15 protein-coding genes and 1 pseudogene are annotated in these 14,845 nt (G+C 48.1%); 15 read left to right on the top strand and 1 reads right to left on the bottom strand.

The features are described from left to right. From ACTQXY_RS08905 to ACTQXY_RS08835, 15 genes and pseudogenes are all read left to right on the top strand, one after another. Positions 1-807 carry a DUF3848 domain-containing protein gene (locus tag ACTQXY_RS08905; protein ID WP_154466825.1) on the top strand — a complete coding sequence of 269 codons (807 nt, stop codon included), beginning with the start codon at positions 1-3 and terminating at the stop codon, positions 805-807. A 2-nt stretch (positions 808-809) separates the two neighbouring features. Continuing rightward, on the top strand, positions 810-1,148 hold the full coding sequence (locus ACTQXY_RS08900) for a plasmid mobilization protein (protein WP_154466823.1): 339 nt from the start codon (positions 810-812) through the stop codon (positions 1,146-1,148). Positions 1,149-1,304: 156 nt separating this feature from the next. After that, positions 1,305-1,616, top strand: a complete 312-nt coding sequence (locus ACTQXY_RS08895; RefSeq protein WP_058722595.1) for a CD1845 family protein — start codon at positions 1,305-1,307, stop codon at positions 1,614-1,616. A 105-nt stretch (positions 1,617-1,721) separates the two neighbouring features. Next, positions 1,722-2,762 (top strand): PDDEXK nuclease domain-containing protein, encoded by a 1,041-nt coding sequence (locus tag ACTQXY_RS08890; RefSeq protein WP_154466821.1) that lies wholly within the window; start codon positions 1,722-1,724, stop codon positions 2,760-2,762. Continuing rightward, complete coding sequence (locus ACTQXY_RS08885; RefSeq protein ID WP_154466819.1) at positions 2,755-3,183, top strand: hypothetical protein; 429 nt, start codon at positions 2,755-2,757, stop codon at positions 3,181-3,183. The genes ACTQXY_RS08890 and ACTQXY_RS08885 overlap by 8 nt, the downstream gene beginning before the upstream one ends. 55 nt (positions 3,184-3,238) lie before the next feature. Then, positions 3,239-4,654 carry a relaxase/mobilization nuclease domain-containing protein gene (locus tag ACTQXY_RS08880; RefSeq protein ID WP_154466817.1) on the top strand — a complete coding sequence of 472 codons (1,416 nt, stop codon included), beginning with the start codon at positions 3,239-3,241 and terminating at the stop codon, positions 4,652-4,654. A 220-nt stretch (positions 4,655-4,874) separates the two neighbouring features. After that, a pseudogene (locus tag ACTQXY_RS08875) lies at positions 4,875-4,961 on the top strand (TnpV protein); the annotation flags it as partial. 217 nt (positions 4,962-5,178) lie between these two features. Further along, positions 5,179-6,135: a helix-turn-helix domain-containing protein gene (locus ACTQXY_RS08870; RefSeq protein WP_321170267.1), complete on the top strand. Its 957-nt coding sequence runs from the start codon at positions 5,179-5,181 to the stop codon at positions 6,133-6,135. Positions 6,136-6,261: 126 nt separating this feature from the next. Further along, positions 6,262-6,873 carry an MptD family putative ECF transporter S component gene (locus ACTQXY_RS08865; RefSeq protein ID WP_154466815.1) on the top strand — a complete coding sequence of 204 codons (612 nt, stop codon included), beginning with the start codon at positions 6,262-6,264 and terminating at the stop codon, positions 6,871-6,873. Continuing rightward, entirely contained in the window at positions 6,870-7,571 is a 702-nt protein-coding gene (locus ACTQXY_RS08860) for an energy-coupling factor transporter transmembrane component T family protein (RefSeq protein ID WP_226915964.1), read from the top strand. The genes ACTQXY_RS08865 and ACTQXY_RS08860 overlap by 4 nt, the downstream gene beginning before the upstream one ends. A gap of 10 nt (positions 7,572-7,581) precedes the next feature. After that, positions 7,582-9,060 (top strand): ATP-binding cassette domain-containing protein, encoded by a 1,479-nt coding sequence (locus ACTQXY_RS08855; RefSeq protein WP_441659170.1) that lies wholly within the window; start codon positions 7,582-7,584, stop codon positions 9,058-9,060. A 2-nt stretch (positions 9,061-9,062) separates the two neighbouring features. Next, complete coding sequence (locus tag ACTQXY_RS08850; protein WP_441659169.1) at positions 9,063-10,877, top strand: ATP-binding cassette domain-containing protein; 1,815 nt, start codon at positions 9,063-9,065, stop codon at positions 10,875-10,877. Positions 10,878-10,880: 3 nt separating this feature from the next. Then, positions 10,881-12,614, top strand: coding sequence for an ABC transporter ATP-binding protein (locus tag ACTQXY_RS08845; protein WP_154466807.1), 1,734 nt, complete (start codon positions 10,881-10,883; stop codon positions 12,612-12,614). Between the two features lie 24 nt (positions 12,615-12,638). Beyond that, positions 12,639-13,010: a metal-dependent transcriptional regulator gene (locus ACTQXY_RS08840; protein WP_154466805.1), complete on the top strand. Its 372-nt coding sequence runs from the start codon at positions 12,639-12,641 to the stop codon at positions 13,008-13,010. 464 nt (positions 13,011-13,474) lie between these two features. Beyond that, positions 13,475-13,900, top strand: a complete 426-nt coding sequence (locus tag ACTQXY_RS08835; RefSeq protein ID WP_154466803.1) for an RNA polymerase sigma factor — start codon at positions 13,475-13,477, stop codon at positions 13,898-13,900. Positions 13,901-13,960: 60 nt separating this feature from the next. On the opposite strand, the gene ACTQXY_RS08830 is transcribed toward ACTQXY_RS08835, so the two are convergent. Beyond that, on the bottom strand, positions 13,961-14,335 hold the full coding sequence (locus ACTQXY_RS08830; RefSeq protein ID WP_154466801.1) for a helix-turn-helix domain-containing protein: 375 nt from the start codon (positions 14,333-14,335) through the stop codon (positions 13,961-13,963). Positions 14,336-14,845 lie beyond the last annotated feature (510 nt).

Below are 14,845 nucleotides of genomic sequence, written 5' to 3'. Positions count from 1 at the left end.
ATGAATGCAACGGATTGGAATACAGCTCTTTTTGAGAAAATGTCTGATGAACAGGATAAATTCCGGGACTGGCTGAAAAGCCAGCCCCCGGAGGAAATTCTGCACCACACCTATGAGTACACGGTCCGGGAGGACATCGTGATGGCGATGGAGCAGCTGGAGCTGACCGACGCCCAGGCCCAGGCACTTTTGGAATCTTCTTCGCCGTTGGCGGATGTGTACCGCCATTTTGAAAAGCTGGAGACCGGCTACATGGATGTGATCCGGGACAGCATTGAAAACCGTGCCGATGATGTGTGCAGGGAGCAGGAAGAATTACGAACTGCCCCTCTCTATCCCCATTCTGCCGCCTATGCGTCCCAGCATGGGGAAATGGCACAATATAACCGTTCATATCAGGCAAACAGCGCCTGCAAAGAAGCCATTGAACAGGCTATCAGCGCCCACTATGCAGAGAACCGGCTGGATACGGAGGCGGCGGTCAAAGATGTGCTGGAAAAGTTCGGGGCGGAACGGGTACAGTTCATTCTTGCCAACACCATCCAGCACAAGAACCATGACGGGCGTATCTCTCAGGACAATAAAGCCTGGGCAAAAACCATTCCCATGCCGGAGGACAGCGATGCTTCCCGCCACTGTGCCTATCTGGTTGTGGATGGGGTCAACCCCGGTCTGACCGACCTGTTTACCAGGCAGGCCAGAAAAACCATGCAGGAACCGCAGAAAAGCTCTGTCCTGCAAAAGCTCAAACAGGAACCGCCTGCCCATAAGCCTGCCGCCCCGAAGAAACAGGAGCCGGAGCGATAACCATGGCAAAGCGCAAGCGAGATGTGCCGGTCCTGTTTTGGGTTTCCCCTGCGGAGATGGATGTGATCCAGCAGAAAATGGCACAGTTTGGGACAAAAAACCTGAGCGCCTATCTGCGGAAAATGGCTGTGGACGGCTATGTGGTGCAGCTGGACTTGCCGGAACTGAAAGAACTGGTATCCCTGCTGCGCCGGAGCAGCAACAACTTAAACCAGCTGACCCGCAAGGTGCATGAGACCGGGCGGATTTATGATGCCGATTTGGAGGATATATCCCAACGGCAGGAACAGTTATGGGACGGCGTTAAGGAGATACTGACCCGGCTCGCTAAACTTTCATAATCAGGACAAATACCCCATCTGCGGAGGGAGGAACGGCGTTCTTTTCGCCGCGCCTTCCTCCGCTTTTTCTTTTTGCCCATATCCTTGCCTTTTGGCTGTGAGACAGGGATAATGGAATCAGGAACAGGAACTGTGATTTTGGGAGGAGGCATAACAATGAGGGCATTGGTGTTTTTGTTAAAACTGTTGTTGAAGATTTTGGTAGCTCCGGTAATTCTGACACTGACCCTGTTCGTTTGGATTTGTGTGGGGATCGTCTATGTTTCCGGTCTGGTGCTGGGGCTTATCAGCATGGTAATCGCCCTGCTGGGTGTGGCGGTTCTGCTGACCTGTTCCCTGCAAAACGGCATTATCCTGCTCGTGATGGCATTCCTTATTAGTCCCTATGGTCTGCCGATGGCTGCCATCTGGCTGCTGGGCAAGGTGCAGGACTTGAAGTTTGCCATTCAGGATTTGGTTTATGGATAAAATATGCCACTGATGTTATTTTACTTTCCATTGAAAATAGGATATACTATATAAGAATATATTCTGCCGCCGAGTGCGGATAGTTTTAGATAAAGGAGGGCGTGTATGGAAAATCAATTAACGCCAAACAACTCCATGATTTTGGAAATCCGAGAGCTGCTGGAAAACGCCAGAAAAAATGTTACACAGCAGGTTAATACGCAGCTTTTGACAACCTACTGGAACATTGGCCGGATTATCGTGGAGTATGAACAGCAAAATCAGATTCGCGCGGATTATGGAAAACAAACCTTAAGGGAACTTTCCAAAGAGCTGACACGGGAATTTGGAAAAGGTTTTTCTCGTTCTAATTTGCAAAATATGCGGGCATTTTATCTTGCTTATGAAAAATGCCAGACAGTGTCTGGCAAATTGTCCTGGTCTCATTACTGTGAACTTTTGAGTATTACGGATGAGAACAAACGCAGCTTTTACGAGAAAGAATCTATCAATTCGGGCTGGTCAGTTCGGGAGCTGAAACGGCAGATTGACAGCTCGCTGTATGAACGGCTGCTACTTTCCAGCGGAGATGCGAATAAAGAAAAGGTCCTCTCTCTGGCGCAGAAAGGGATTAAAATCAATCAGCCAGCTGACATCATCCGTGATCCCTATGTGTTCGAGTTTTTGGGTGTGCCGGAGAACAAGCCCATATTGGAAAGCGATTTGGAAAAAGCTCTTGTCGTACAGATCGAAAAGTTTCTTTTGGAACTTGGACGGGGCTTCATGTTTGTCGGAACCCAGCAGCGCGTGACCCTGAACAACACCCACTACTATGTGGACATGGTATTTTACAATAAAATCCTCCGTGCTTATGTACTGATTGAACTGAAAACGAAAAAACTGACACCAGAGGCTGCCGGTCAGCTCAATATGTACTTAAACTACTATGCGGCAGAAGTCAACGACCCTGACGATAACCCGCCTATCGGTATTATCCTCTGTACGGAAAAAGACAGCATCGCGGCGGAATATGCCTTGGGCGGTCTGTCCAACAATATCTTCGCATCCCGGTATGTTCTCTATATGCCGGACAAGGAACAGCTGATTGCTCAGGTAGAGGCTGTCTTGAAAAACTGGCACGATAAGAAAGATAACTGCCATGACTGAAAAAGAACTGATTGGAAAAGTACATTCAGCGGTCTATCATCAATGCCAGTGCCGTGGTTATGCGACTCCGGTAGATGTACTGATGGAGATCGGTGTCCTGCCAAAACAGAAATATGAGGACTGGCGGTTTGGGCGGGTTGATTATCTGGAACGGGTATGTACTGTCAATCTGCGCAAACTCTCATTCATCATGCACCAGATGCGGGTGTACGCACAAAAAACTGGCTTAAAACCCTCCTTCTGTTACTACAAGAAATGGGGTGTAAAAAAGAAAAATGGGCAGGGACACAAGCCGGTGATTCCGCTGCGGTTCAGCAAAAGCGGAAATCTGGAAATTGAGAAATGGTATGCAACTCATTTTGTGGATACCAAACGGATTGCAGTCTTAAAAGCACAGCAGCCTGTTGAAAATTTAGATTAACCAAAGGACAGCTCACACAGCTGTCCTTTTCTTTTTTGGAAAGGAGGCTCCATCTATGGCAACCACACGCATCATGCCCCTGCATATCGGCAAGGGCCGCACCGAAAGTCAGGCAATCAGCGACATCATTGATTATGTGGCAAATCCGCAAAAGACCGACAACGGAAAACTGATTACCGGCTATGGCTGTGACAGCCGGACCGCCGATGCGGAGTTTCTGCTGGCGAAGCGGCAGTATATCGCCGCCACCGGGCGGGTGCGCGGGGCGGACGATGTGATCGCTTACCATGTGCGCCAGTCATTCAAACCCGGTGAAATCACGCCGGAGGAAGCCAACCGCCTGGGCATAGAATTTGCCAAGCGGTTCACCAAGGGCAATCACGCCTTTGTGGTCTGCACTCACATAGACAAATCGCACGTTCATAATCACATCATCTGGTCGGCGGTCAATGCAGATTGTGACCGAAAATTCCGCAACTTTTGGGGCAGCACCAGAGCCGTCCGACGCTTGAGCGATACCATCTGTATCGAGAACGGATTGTCTATTGTGGAGAATCCCAAGCCCCACGGAAAAAGCTACAACAAATGGCTGGGTGATCAGGCCAAGCCCTCCCATCGGGAGCAGCTGCGGGTGATGATTGACCGTGTGCTGGAGCAGAAACCGGCGGACTTTGATGCGCTGCTGAAGCTGCTTTCCGAAATGGGCTGTGAAGTATCCCGGCGCGGGAAAGCAATCCGGCTCAAAGCACCCGGCTGGAAGAATGTAGCCCGCATGGATGACAAGCTGGGGGCCGGGTACAGTGAAGCAGAAATCCGTGCGGTGCTGGCCGGTGAAAAACAGCATACGCCCCGTAAAAAATCCATCGTGCAGCCGGAGCCGCCCAAGGTCAATCTGCTGGTGGACATTCAGGCAAAATTGCAGGCTGGAAAAGGTGCAGGCTATGCTCGATGGGCTAAAGTTTTTAATCTGAAACAAATGGCGCAGACCATGAATTACCTGTCAGAGAACAATCTGCTGGAGTATGTGGTTTTGGAAGAAAAGGCTGCGGCTACCACGGCACATCACAATGATCTTTCGGCGCAGATCAAAGCGGCTGAAAAGCGCATGGCAGAGATTGCTGTTCTGCGTACTCACATCGTAAATTATGCCAAGACCCGTGAGGTCTATGTGGCATACCGCAAGGCGGGTTATTCTCGAAAATTTCGGGAGGAACATGAGGAAGAAATCCTGCTCCATCAGGCGGCAAAAAATGCCTTTGACGAGATGGGCGTGAAGAAGCTGCCCAAGGTCAAAGACCTGCAAGCCGAGTACGCAAAGCTGCTGGAGGAAAAGAAGAAAACCTACGCCGAGTACCGGCGTTCCCGTGAGGAAATGCGGGAGCTTTTAACGGCAAAGGCCAATGTGGATCGGCTGCTGAAAATGGACGAGGAACAGAAAAAAGAACAGGAAAAAGGCCACGGCCAGCGGTGAGCCGGTCATGGTCCAAAGCGTTCGCAGAACGCGCAGCCACAGAATGAAATTCTGTGTTCAAGGGGGCTTGGGGGCGCTGCCCCGGGCAAGCAAAGCGGAGGGGAAAATCACGGCAGGATTTTTCCCTCTGCGGGCCGAGTGTATTAACACCGGCATTGCTTGCCGGTATTATCCCTGAATCGGAATAATTTTGGAACAACCACCGTTCTCACTATTCCGCATGATGGAGGCGGCGGGCGTCATTGAGGAACTGAAAGCCCGTGACCCCATGCGCTGGGTGGGCCTGATGAACACGCTGAAAGCGTAGGCGGAGGAAATTGTGCTGACAGAGCTGATTTATCAATAATTTTGCAAGCGGAGGCTGCTACTTGCGGCCTCTGTTTGTTTTGCAATTCCGCCATATCTTTTCCTTGAACTTTTATCCTAAATGAAATATAAAGAATATGTCGTCAGAGGTTGACGAGAGCAAAAAAACAATTTAACATATAATTAGTTACCGCTAACCAAAAAGGAGGAAGATATGAGTGAAAGAGTCACATGGAACAGAATGGTACGGTGAATATGCTACGCTAACTGATGAACATAATGATTATGTTCAAATCGAATATAAATGTAATGGAACAGGTCGTCTCTATGACTACACTCTTTTCCCTGGTATTGACTTAATTTTTATGGATTTTAACTGCTCAGATACATTCCATGAGCCTATTCCTAATAAGAATATCATCGAAATACGTCATTACCAAAAAGGACGCGTTGAGTTTGAGCTAAGAAATAATAAAGTTTTCCACATGAAAGAGGGAGAATTTTGCATCAATGCCCTTGCTAATATTCCTGCGGCCTATTCCTTTCCCTTTGGATATAGTGTAGGACTAAGCTGTGTGATTGATAAGGATTCTGTCGATGTGGAAACACAACAGATTTTTTCGTACTACAACATTGATGTTCTAAATCTCGGACGAGAATTGGAATTAGAAAAAAAGTGGTTTTTATGTCGGACACCACAGCGGTTGTTACATATCTTCGATGAATTGTACGCTGCAAAAGGTGTTGAAGGGCAAGATTACTTCCGCATCAAATTATTGGAACTCTTTTATCATATCAAACAACTGCGGATAGAAGATCAATATGAGGCAACATATTATGCTAAAGAGCAAATTGAAATCATCAAACGCATCCGTCAAGAGCTTATAGAAAACCTCGACAAAAAAATATCCATAGAAGAACTCCTGCGAAAAGAACCAATGAGCAAGGTCACATTTCAAGCTATTTTCAAGCAGATTTATGGTGATACGCCCTATGCTCATATCAAAAAATATAAAATGAATCTTGCGGCTGTTTATTTGCAGGAAACAGATCAATCAATCACTCAAATAGCTGGTGAACTTGGTTATTCAAATATTAGTAAGTTTGCGAGGGCTTTTCAAGAAGTGTTTGGAATGCTTCCAAAGGATTATCGTAAAGTAAAAAAATCAAATTAACTTTTGGGCTGTTTGGGCCGACTGTCTTTTCATTTGGAGTAGTTAGCGGATGCGAACTACTGTATAATAGCGTTGTGGTTAGTTTTGGCTAACCACAACGCTATTATATTTAAGGAGGGTTCTGGAATGGAACAAACGTTAAAGAAAAAACTTGGCGTTCGCGATATTATGACGATTGCCGCAATGATGGTCATCAATTTCGCAATTGCAATGGTGATTGGTACGGTTACATTGCCTTTCCCAGCAGTATATTTATACGGCTCTGCTGGTATTGATGCCTTTATTGGAGCAACATTTTATTTGGTTGCGGCAAATCGCATTAACAAACACGGATTGTTGTTTGCTTGGGCTACGGTTTATGGACTAATCCAAGGTGTTATGGGTTATATGTTCTTGGTTCCCTATTTCTTGATTGTAGCCCTCATTGCCGAGTTATGCATGGTTGGCAAGAATACATACCGAAGTGCAGTTCGCAACCGAATTGGCTGGATGGTCAACTCAATCGGAAATTTTGTAGGCTGTGCCGTACCGCTGTGGTGGTCTTGGGACAGCTATCAGGAAATGGCAGCAAGCAGCGGTTTTGATGCAAATACCTTGAATATGCAGCTCTCTATGGTGACTTCTCCGGAGCTGATGCTTCTGGGTGTTGTCATTACTGCGGTTCTTGCAATTCTTGGTACATTGTTCGGCCAGCGGTTGCTTAGAAAGCATTTCCAAAAAGCAGGTATTGTAGGATGATGGCCGGAGAAAAAAAGCAAAAACGCATTGACCAGATCGATGGGCGCACAGTTCTTTTCCTTACGCTGTGCGCCTGCATCGTGACCTTTCTTACAACAAGTTTTTTAGGGCATGGTTGTTTTAGCTTTTTGATCTTTTTAATCCTCTGCTGGTTCGGCTTATATAAACAGGCTCTGGGATGCTTTGCGGTCTATTTAGTGGCGATTGTATGGCTGATGATCGAGACAAAATATCAGATCAGCATCCCCTCTCCGCTACTACTCAGCATGATTTACAAGCTGTTGCTTCCCGCTATGCCAGCTTATCTTCTGGCTAAAATCCCGTCCGGGAAACTGACAGCCTGCCTGCGAAAAATGCCGATTCCTACCCGTATCATGCTTGTATTGATTGTCATGCTCCGCTTTGCTCCGACTGTGCTACATGAATTTGGAGAAGTCAGGGAGGCCATGAAAATTCGTGGTTTCTTAAAATCGGTTGGCAATGTTTTGAAACACCCAATGGACACATTGGAATATGCCATTGTCCCGATGGTATTTCGCTCCTTAAAGATCGCGGACGAGTTAGCCGCTTCTTCCATAGTCAGGGGAATTGAAAGCCCCTACAAGAAAGAAAGTTACTATGTCAGCCGGATTGCTGCGCTGGATTGCTTTTTGATTGTTGTCAGCGTGGGAGCTACTGTGTGCTGCTGTCTTTTATAGGAGGAATGGAATGGGAAAAGAAATAATGATCCGTGACCTGACCTTTTCCTATGGCGGGAACGGAAATCAACTGGAACATATATCGTTAGACATTGCTGCCGGAGAAGTCATTGTTATGACCGGCCCATCAGGAAGTGGAAAAAGCTCTTTAACAAGAGTAATTAACGGACTGATCCCCTACTTTTACGAGGGGGACTTAAGCGGCGAGGTTTTTGTGGACGGGAAACCGCTGAAAGAAATTCCGTCCTGGGAGCGCGGCAAAATCGCAGGAAATGTATTTCAAGACCCGAGGAGCCAGTTTTTTGCCAATGAGGTCGCAGGCGAGATTGCTTTTGGCTGTGAGAACTACGGTTATTCCCATGAGGAAATTCGGAACCATGTTCACCGGGCGGCGGCGGACATTAAGATTCAGGACATTCTGGATCATAGCCTGCACAGCTTGTCCTATGGAATGCGCCAGAAGGTTGCGATTGCATCGGCAGAGGCGATTGACCCGGAAATCTATGTCATGGATGAACCATCCGCCAATCTGGATATTGCATCTACTTATCGCTTTGCGGACATTATCCGCGATTTGAAACAGCAGGGAAAAACCATTATCATAGCAGAACATCGGCTTTATTATCTGATAGATCTGGCAGACCGCTTCTTGTGTGTGCAGAAAGGAAAAATTGTGCGGGAATTTACCGCACAACAAATGAAAGCTCTGACTAATAAGGAAATCCAGGCATTGGGACTTCGCACTCCTGACCTGCATCAGATTGAGCAGACGGAAATCCCGTCTGCGGCAACCAGCGAGGTTGTTCTGGAAGTGAAAAAACTGAACCACTCTTTTGGTGAAACAATTGTAGCTAAGGATATTGACTTTCAATGCCGTAAGGGAGAAGTGATTGCCCTGATCGGCCCCAACGGAACGGGCAAAAGCACCATAGGGCGAATCTTGGCAGGGCTTTTGAAAGAGAAATCCGGCGAAGTCGTTTTATTCGGAAAGCATTGCAGACCCAAAGACCGCTTGGGAAAGGTCTGGTACATTCCCCAGGATTTAGACAGTCAGCTATTCGGTGAGGATTTGCTGGACGAACTGACTACTGGCTCAGAGGCCAGCCTGGAGCGGAAGCAAGCGGCAGAAGAAATTCTGGAAGCCCTGGAACTGACGCCGTTCATCAAACAGCATCCCTCTACGCTGTCAGGAGGGCAAAAGCAGAGGCTGGCTCTTGGCGTAGCTCTGATACACGAAGCACCTATTATCATACTTGACGAACCTACAAGTGGGCTGGATGGCACGAATATGCGGAATGTCAGCCGGATGATCCGCAAACTGGCGAAAATGGGGCGCACCATTATCGTCATTACCCATGACGCAGAGTGTGCGCTTGCCTGTTGCGAGCGGGCAATGCGCCTTGAAAACGGATATATTACTGATGATTTTCAAATCAGAGGAGCAGAGCTTCTTTTAGAAAAAATTGGGTATGACCAAAAGGAGGGTTAGGAATGACACGGCAAAATGAGAAACAGCCGAAGGCGAAGACTGGACTGGCGCGTTGCCTGGAATTAGCTTCGGGTCATAAATGGCTTTTGTTTCTATCAGGGTTTCTGGCTGCACTGGCAGCAATTTGTTCTTTTGCACCTTATTTATCAATTTATTACATCGTTCGGGAAATCCTGTTTGTTTACCCGGATATGTCGCTCTTGAATGTTTCTGCAATCTCAACCTGGGGCTGGCTTGCCCTGGCTGGTATTTTGGGGAACATCGTATTTTACTTTTTTGCCTTACTGTGTTCCCACATTGCAGCGTTTGGAACGCTTTATGAATTGAAGGTGGCCTTTGCCGACCACATTATGCACATTCCGCTTGGGTATCATCTGACCTTGGGCAGCGGCAAACTGAGAAAAATCATGGACGAAAACATTGAAAGTGTTGAGAAATTCATCGCTCACCAGCTCCCGGACTTTGTGGCCTCTTTGGTCGCGCCGCTTGTTCTGGTTATCATTCTTCTTGGAATTGACTGGCGGTATGGCGTGGTTTGTCTGGTCGGTATTGTTCTGGCCTTTATCGTGCAGTTTGCGGGCTTCAACGGAGAAGCAAAGGAAAAAATGCACCGTTTTCAGACCGCCCAGGAGAACATGAACAGCGCCTCTGTGGAATATGTACGTGGTATGTCGGAGATCAAAGCATTTAATCAGACCGCCGATTCCTTTAAGCGGTTGGGCAAATCCATTACAGACTATACCTCTTTTGTGTTGGAGTACGCATTGGGCTGGCAGAACTGTATGCCTGCTTTTACAACGATCATCAACAATATTTATCTGCTTTTGATTCCGGTGGGCATTCTGATCGGGATGCACACTACGGATTTCAGGGAGTATTCGCTGACATTTATTTTCTACCTGATTATTGTCCATGCGATTTCCGGTGTCCTGAATAAAATCATGTATATCTCTGAGTCCTTTACGCAGATTGACGGCAGCGTGGAGCGTATGGATGAAATCCTGTGTATCCCGGCCCTGCCCGAAAAGAGTACGGCGCAAGCAATCGAAAACTATGGGATTGCTTTCCGGGATGTCAGCTTTTCCTACGAAGCCGATTCCCAGGTCAAGGCCCTGTCTCATGTTTCTTTCTTTGCGGATCAGGGCAAGGTGACAGCCATTGTCGGCCCCTCCGGTGGCGGTAAAAGTACCATCGCCAGCCTAATCTCCCGGTTTTATGATGTGACGGACGGAAGTATTCAGATCGGCGGCGTTGACATTCGGGATATTCCTCTGGATGCGCTGATGGATAAGGTCAGCTTCGTATTTCAGGATACGTTCCTGTTCAAACAGAGCATCCTGGATAACATCCGCATGGGAAATTCAGATGCTACGGAGGAACAGGTGATTGCGGCGGCAAAGGCGGCAAGATGCCACGAATTTATCGAGCAACTTCCAAACGGTTATCAGACTGTGATTGGAAGCACCGGCGTTCATCTCTCAGGTGGTGAACGCCAACGGATTGCCATTGCAAGGGCTATCGTAAAGGATGCCCCTATCATCGTACTGGACGAAGCAACCGCATTCAGCGACCCGGAAAATGAGTACCTGATTCAAAAAGCCTTTGAAAAGCTAATCCAGAATAAAACGGTTGTAATGATTGCCCATCGTCTGTCTACGATTCGCAACGCTGGCCAGATCCTTGTCATGGAAAAAGGACACCTGATTGAATCTGGCACCCATGACGAGTTGCTGAAGAAGGGTGGAAAATACGCGCAGATGTGGAGCAGCTATACGGAGTCGATCAACTGGAAAATCAGTACGGGAAAGGCGGTGTGATCTATGAGTAAGCTGAAAGAAAAGTTAATGCTGTCGGAGAAAGGCTACTCCGACCTAAAAAAAGCAATTACAGCCTGCACAATAACCAATATTGTGCTGCTGCTTCCTTCAATGGTGGCCTGCCTACTCTTTTGGGAACTGCTGAAACCGTTCACCGGAGAGGCAATTTCATGGGACGCACTGTGGAAGCTGCTGGGACTGGGAGTGGTTGCGGCTATTCTGGTATTCCTGGCTGCAAAAAATGATTATAGAAAAACCTACATTGCTTCTTATAAAGAGGCCAGCACGACCAGACTTCGGATCGCAGAACATCTTCGCAAGCTCCCCATGAGCTTCTTTAACACAAAAGATTTATCTGATATTACCACAAACATGATGGCGGATTGCAGCAGCATGGAATCCATGCTCAGCAGTACCATTCCGCCGCTGATCGCAAATATTATCTCTGTCACCCTGATCTGTATTTGTCTGGCATTTTTTGACTGGAGAATGGCCCTTGCGATTTTCTGCACGATGCCGATCACATTTCTTATCATCTGGTGCGGACGCAAACTGCAACTCCGTCTGTTTGACAAACAGGTGGATGTGAAATTGGAGGCGTCCAGCCAGATTCAGGAATACTTGGAAGGTATAAAGATTATCAAAGCCTGTGGTCTTGGTGGTTCCCGTTTCTCTACGCTGGATAAAGCACTCCAAGCCATGAGAAAAATCGCCATCAGGGTGGAACTGGCCTCTGGTATTCTGGTTCAGGGAGCCAGCCTGGTTCTGCAAGCAGGTCTTGGTATCACCATTTTTATCGGGACGGTACTGATAACTGGCGGTCAAATTGAACTGCTCCCTTTGCTGGTGCTGTTCATGTTCTCCACGCAGATTTACGGCCCAATCCTTGCCATCCTTTCGCAGTTAACCTCTCTGTTTCATTTGGGGACTGTTACCAACCGTATGCGTACCCTGCTAACCACGCCCGCTATGGAGGGCGAGGATAAGGATGTATCCAAGTATGACATTGAACTGAAAAGCGTCACTTTCGGATACAATCAGGACGATGTTATCAAGGATGTATCTTTTTCTATTCCAACTGGCAGCGTAACAGCCCTGGTAGGGCCTTCCGGTAGCGGCAAAAGCACAATTTCCAAACTCATTGCCCGCTTTTGGGATGTAAGAAAAGGTCAGATTTCCATTGGTGGTATGGATGTTCGCACCATTGAACCGGAACACCTGATGCGCTGTATGTCCTTTGTATTTCAGGATGTGACCTTGTTCAACGACACTGTTTTTAATAACATCCGCGTAGGCAACATGAACGCTACCGAAGAGCAGGTCATGGCAGCGGCAAAGGCAGCGTACTGTAACGAATTTATCCAGCGATTGCCGGATGGTTATCAGACTATCTTGGGGGAGAACGGCAGCACTCTTTCTGGCGGAGAACGTCAGCGAATCTCCATTGCCCGCGCTCTGCTGAAAGATGCCCCGATTATTCTTCTTGATGAAGCAACAGCATCTCTTGACCCGGAGAACGAGGTTTTAATCCAGCGGGCCATTGCAAAGCTGGTGGAGGGTAAGACGGTCATTATGATTGCTCACCGGCTTCGTACCGTTGTGGATGCCGACCAAATTCTCGTTCTTGATAACGGTAGACTGGTGGAACACGGTACCCATGATGAATTGATGAAAAAGAACGGATTGTACCATAAACTGTTCCATATCCAACAGGAGAGTCTTGGTTGGGCTGTGTAAATTGTTTTAGAAGGGAGATGTTCCATGAAACTTCATGCGTCCGGGGAGGACTATCTGGAAACCATCCTTGTTCTCCATAAGAAAACGGGTATGGTGCGCTCCGTAGATGTGGCCCGGCACATGGGAGTGTCAAAGCCAAGCGTATGTGTGGCAGTAAACACTTTGAAAGACGGCGGCTTTCTTACGATGGACGAAGATCACTTTCTCCATCTGACCGATGTGGGCCGCGAGATGGCTGAAAAAATCTATAAGCGTCACTGCTTCTTTACTGAGCAGCTTATCGCCGCAGGCGTTGACCCCAAGACTGCGGAGGCCGACGCCTGCCGGATTGAACACATCATCAGCGACGAGAGCTTTTCGCGGCTGAAGGAGGCAGCTGCACAGGGGCAAGACTAAACTAAATATGCCAAGCTATCCTGCCCCGCCAGACGGGGAAAGAAAAAAACCGTTGCAGGGCAGGTAGCTTTGTGCGCTCATAATGGATTTTCAAAGACTGCGGCGGTTTTGAGTACATCAAGGCCGCCGTTCCTTATGCCCTCAACAAAGGAGTGACGCCTATACGCTGACACGGCGGCTTTAGGAGGGAGCCGCCGTGAAACAAAGACTGTTTCGACATGATTCGGCAGGGATTTACCTGTCAAAAAAAGCCTGACCGTCAATCAACCTCCATCTGCTTATAAACAGGCACTATCGTGGCTGGTCTATAAGTGTCATAAATCCTATTTTAGCAGCGCCAGCCGCCGTTCTTCGGATGCTGGCGCTTTTGCTTGTCGTTTTTTCGGGAATTTCCCCGAAAGGTGCCGCTCACCGCCTTCATTTCGGTTCACTCATCAACCTGTGAATCGAAATGGAGGTACATAATGCAGAAGATCAATCTTCGGGAACTGTATCCCGATGTGTATAAAACCGATGTCTTTGTGGACGTGGCCGAGGAAGTGCTGGCGGCAATCCGGGGCCAGGAGAAGGACGATGCTGCCTACGAGCGCCGGAAGTTCCGGTACAAGGCCCATTACTCTCTGAACCGGGAGGATGGCATTGAAAACGATGCCCTCAACCGGCCGCTCATTCCGGAGGAAATCTTGGAGCAGAAGCAGCTACGGGAGGAAGTGTACGCCGCGCTGATGCAGCTGCCTGCCATCCAGGCCCGACGTATCTACGCCAGGTTCTACCTGGGCATGACCGTGGCCGAGATTGCCCGGATCGAGGGCGCGGACCGCCGCCGCGTGTGGGATAGCATCCGGCGCGGACTGAAGAAACTGGCGCGTCTGCTGGGAACGGCCCGATAATATGACCGCCGCATAGTGGCAAAAAAATAGCTGGTGGAGGATTGTTATTCCTCCACCAGCTTACTTATCCTCTAAATGTTCATCTGGATCAACCCCAGCTGTCTTTACCATCTCTTTCAGCTCATCAGCCAACGCGCGGGTCGAGTTTAACAGCACTTTTCTGGCAGCCGGAGGGCACGAAAGGTAAAGCTGCCGCATATCGTTGGCGGCTTGCTCATCTTCTGGCAAATCGAGATTCATCAGGGAATCCAAGGACAAATTCAAGACTTTGCAAAAAGCACGCAGAACCTCAAAGGAAGGGTTCTTTACCCCTCTTTCACAGCTTTGAACGTGCTTCAGCGAAAAATGGCTCTGATCTGCGAGTTCCTGTTGCGTCAGTCCTTTTTCCTTACGCGCTTTTTGTATCCTTCGTCCCAATTCTTTTAACAGTTCCATAAGTACTATCGTCTCCTTAATAATATTTTATCGTGCCCATTTTTCTGTCGGAAGAACCTTATAAAAGGTATTTTTAAGTACGATAGTACCTATTTTATTTTGCTTGCTGGGTACTTGCTCTTCACTAAACTCCTTGTAAGGCGGCAAGACCAAAAATATTTTCAAAAAAATCGCATTACCAGACAGGACAAATCACCTATTTTTGTCATGGTTGTCAAGAAGGAGTTTTTTCTTCTCTGTTCTTTGACAACCGAATAGACGGCATTTCTGGTACATAGCCCATGTACGAGCGAATCAGGCGCGCCGCCAAGAAGGACAAGCCAAAGAGGTGATGAACCGGCTGTCCTGAGCGATCAACGCAAGCCTGAAACCCGGAGGTGGCACTTCGGGTCGCGGTGACTGCATGGGGGCTTAAAGATACTTCCTCACGGCCTCCTAAAGACTTGGGGGGAACCCTGCGGCGCACGAGTAAAACGACGCTGCGGAGTTATGACAGCCGCGCCAGCGGAG

Source organism: Faecalimonas sp. LCP19S3_D12, assembly GCF_052121495.1.
Taxonomy (GTDB): domain Bacteria; phylum Bacillota; class Clostridia; order Lachnospirales; family Lachnospiraceae; genus Faecalimonas.
Note: the sequence above shows the minus strand (reverse complement) of the source record. Positions and strands in the feature narration are given on the sequence as shown.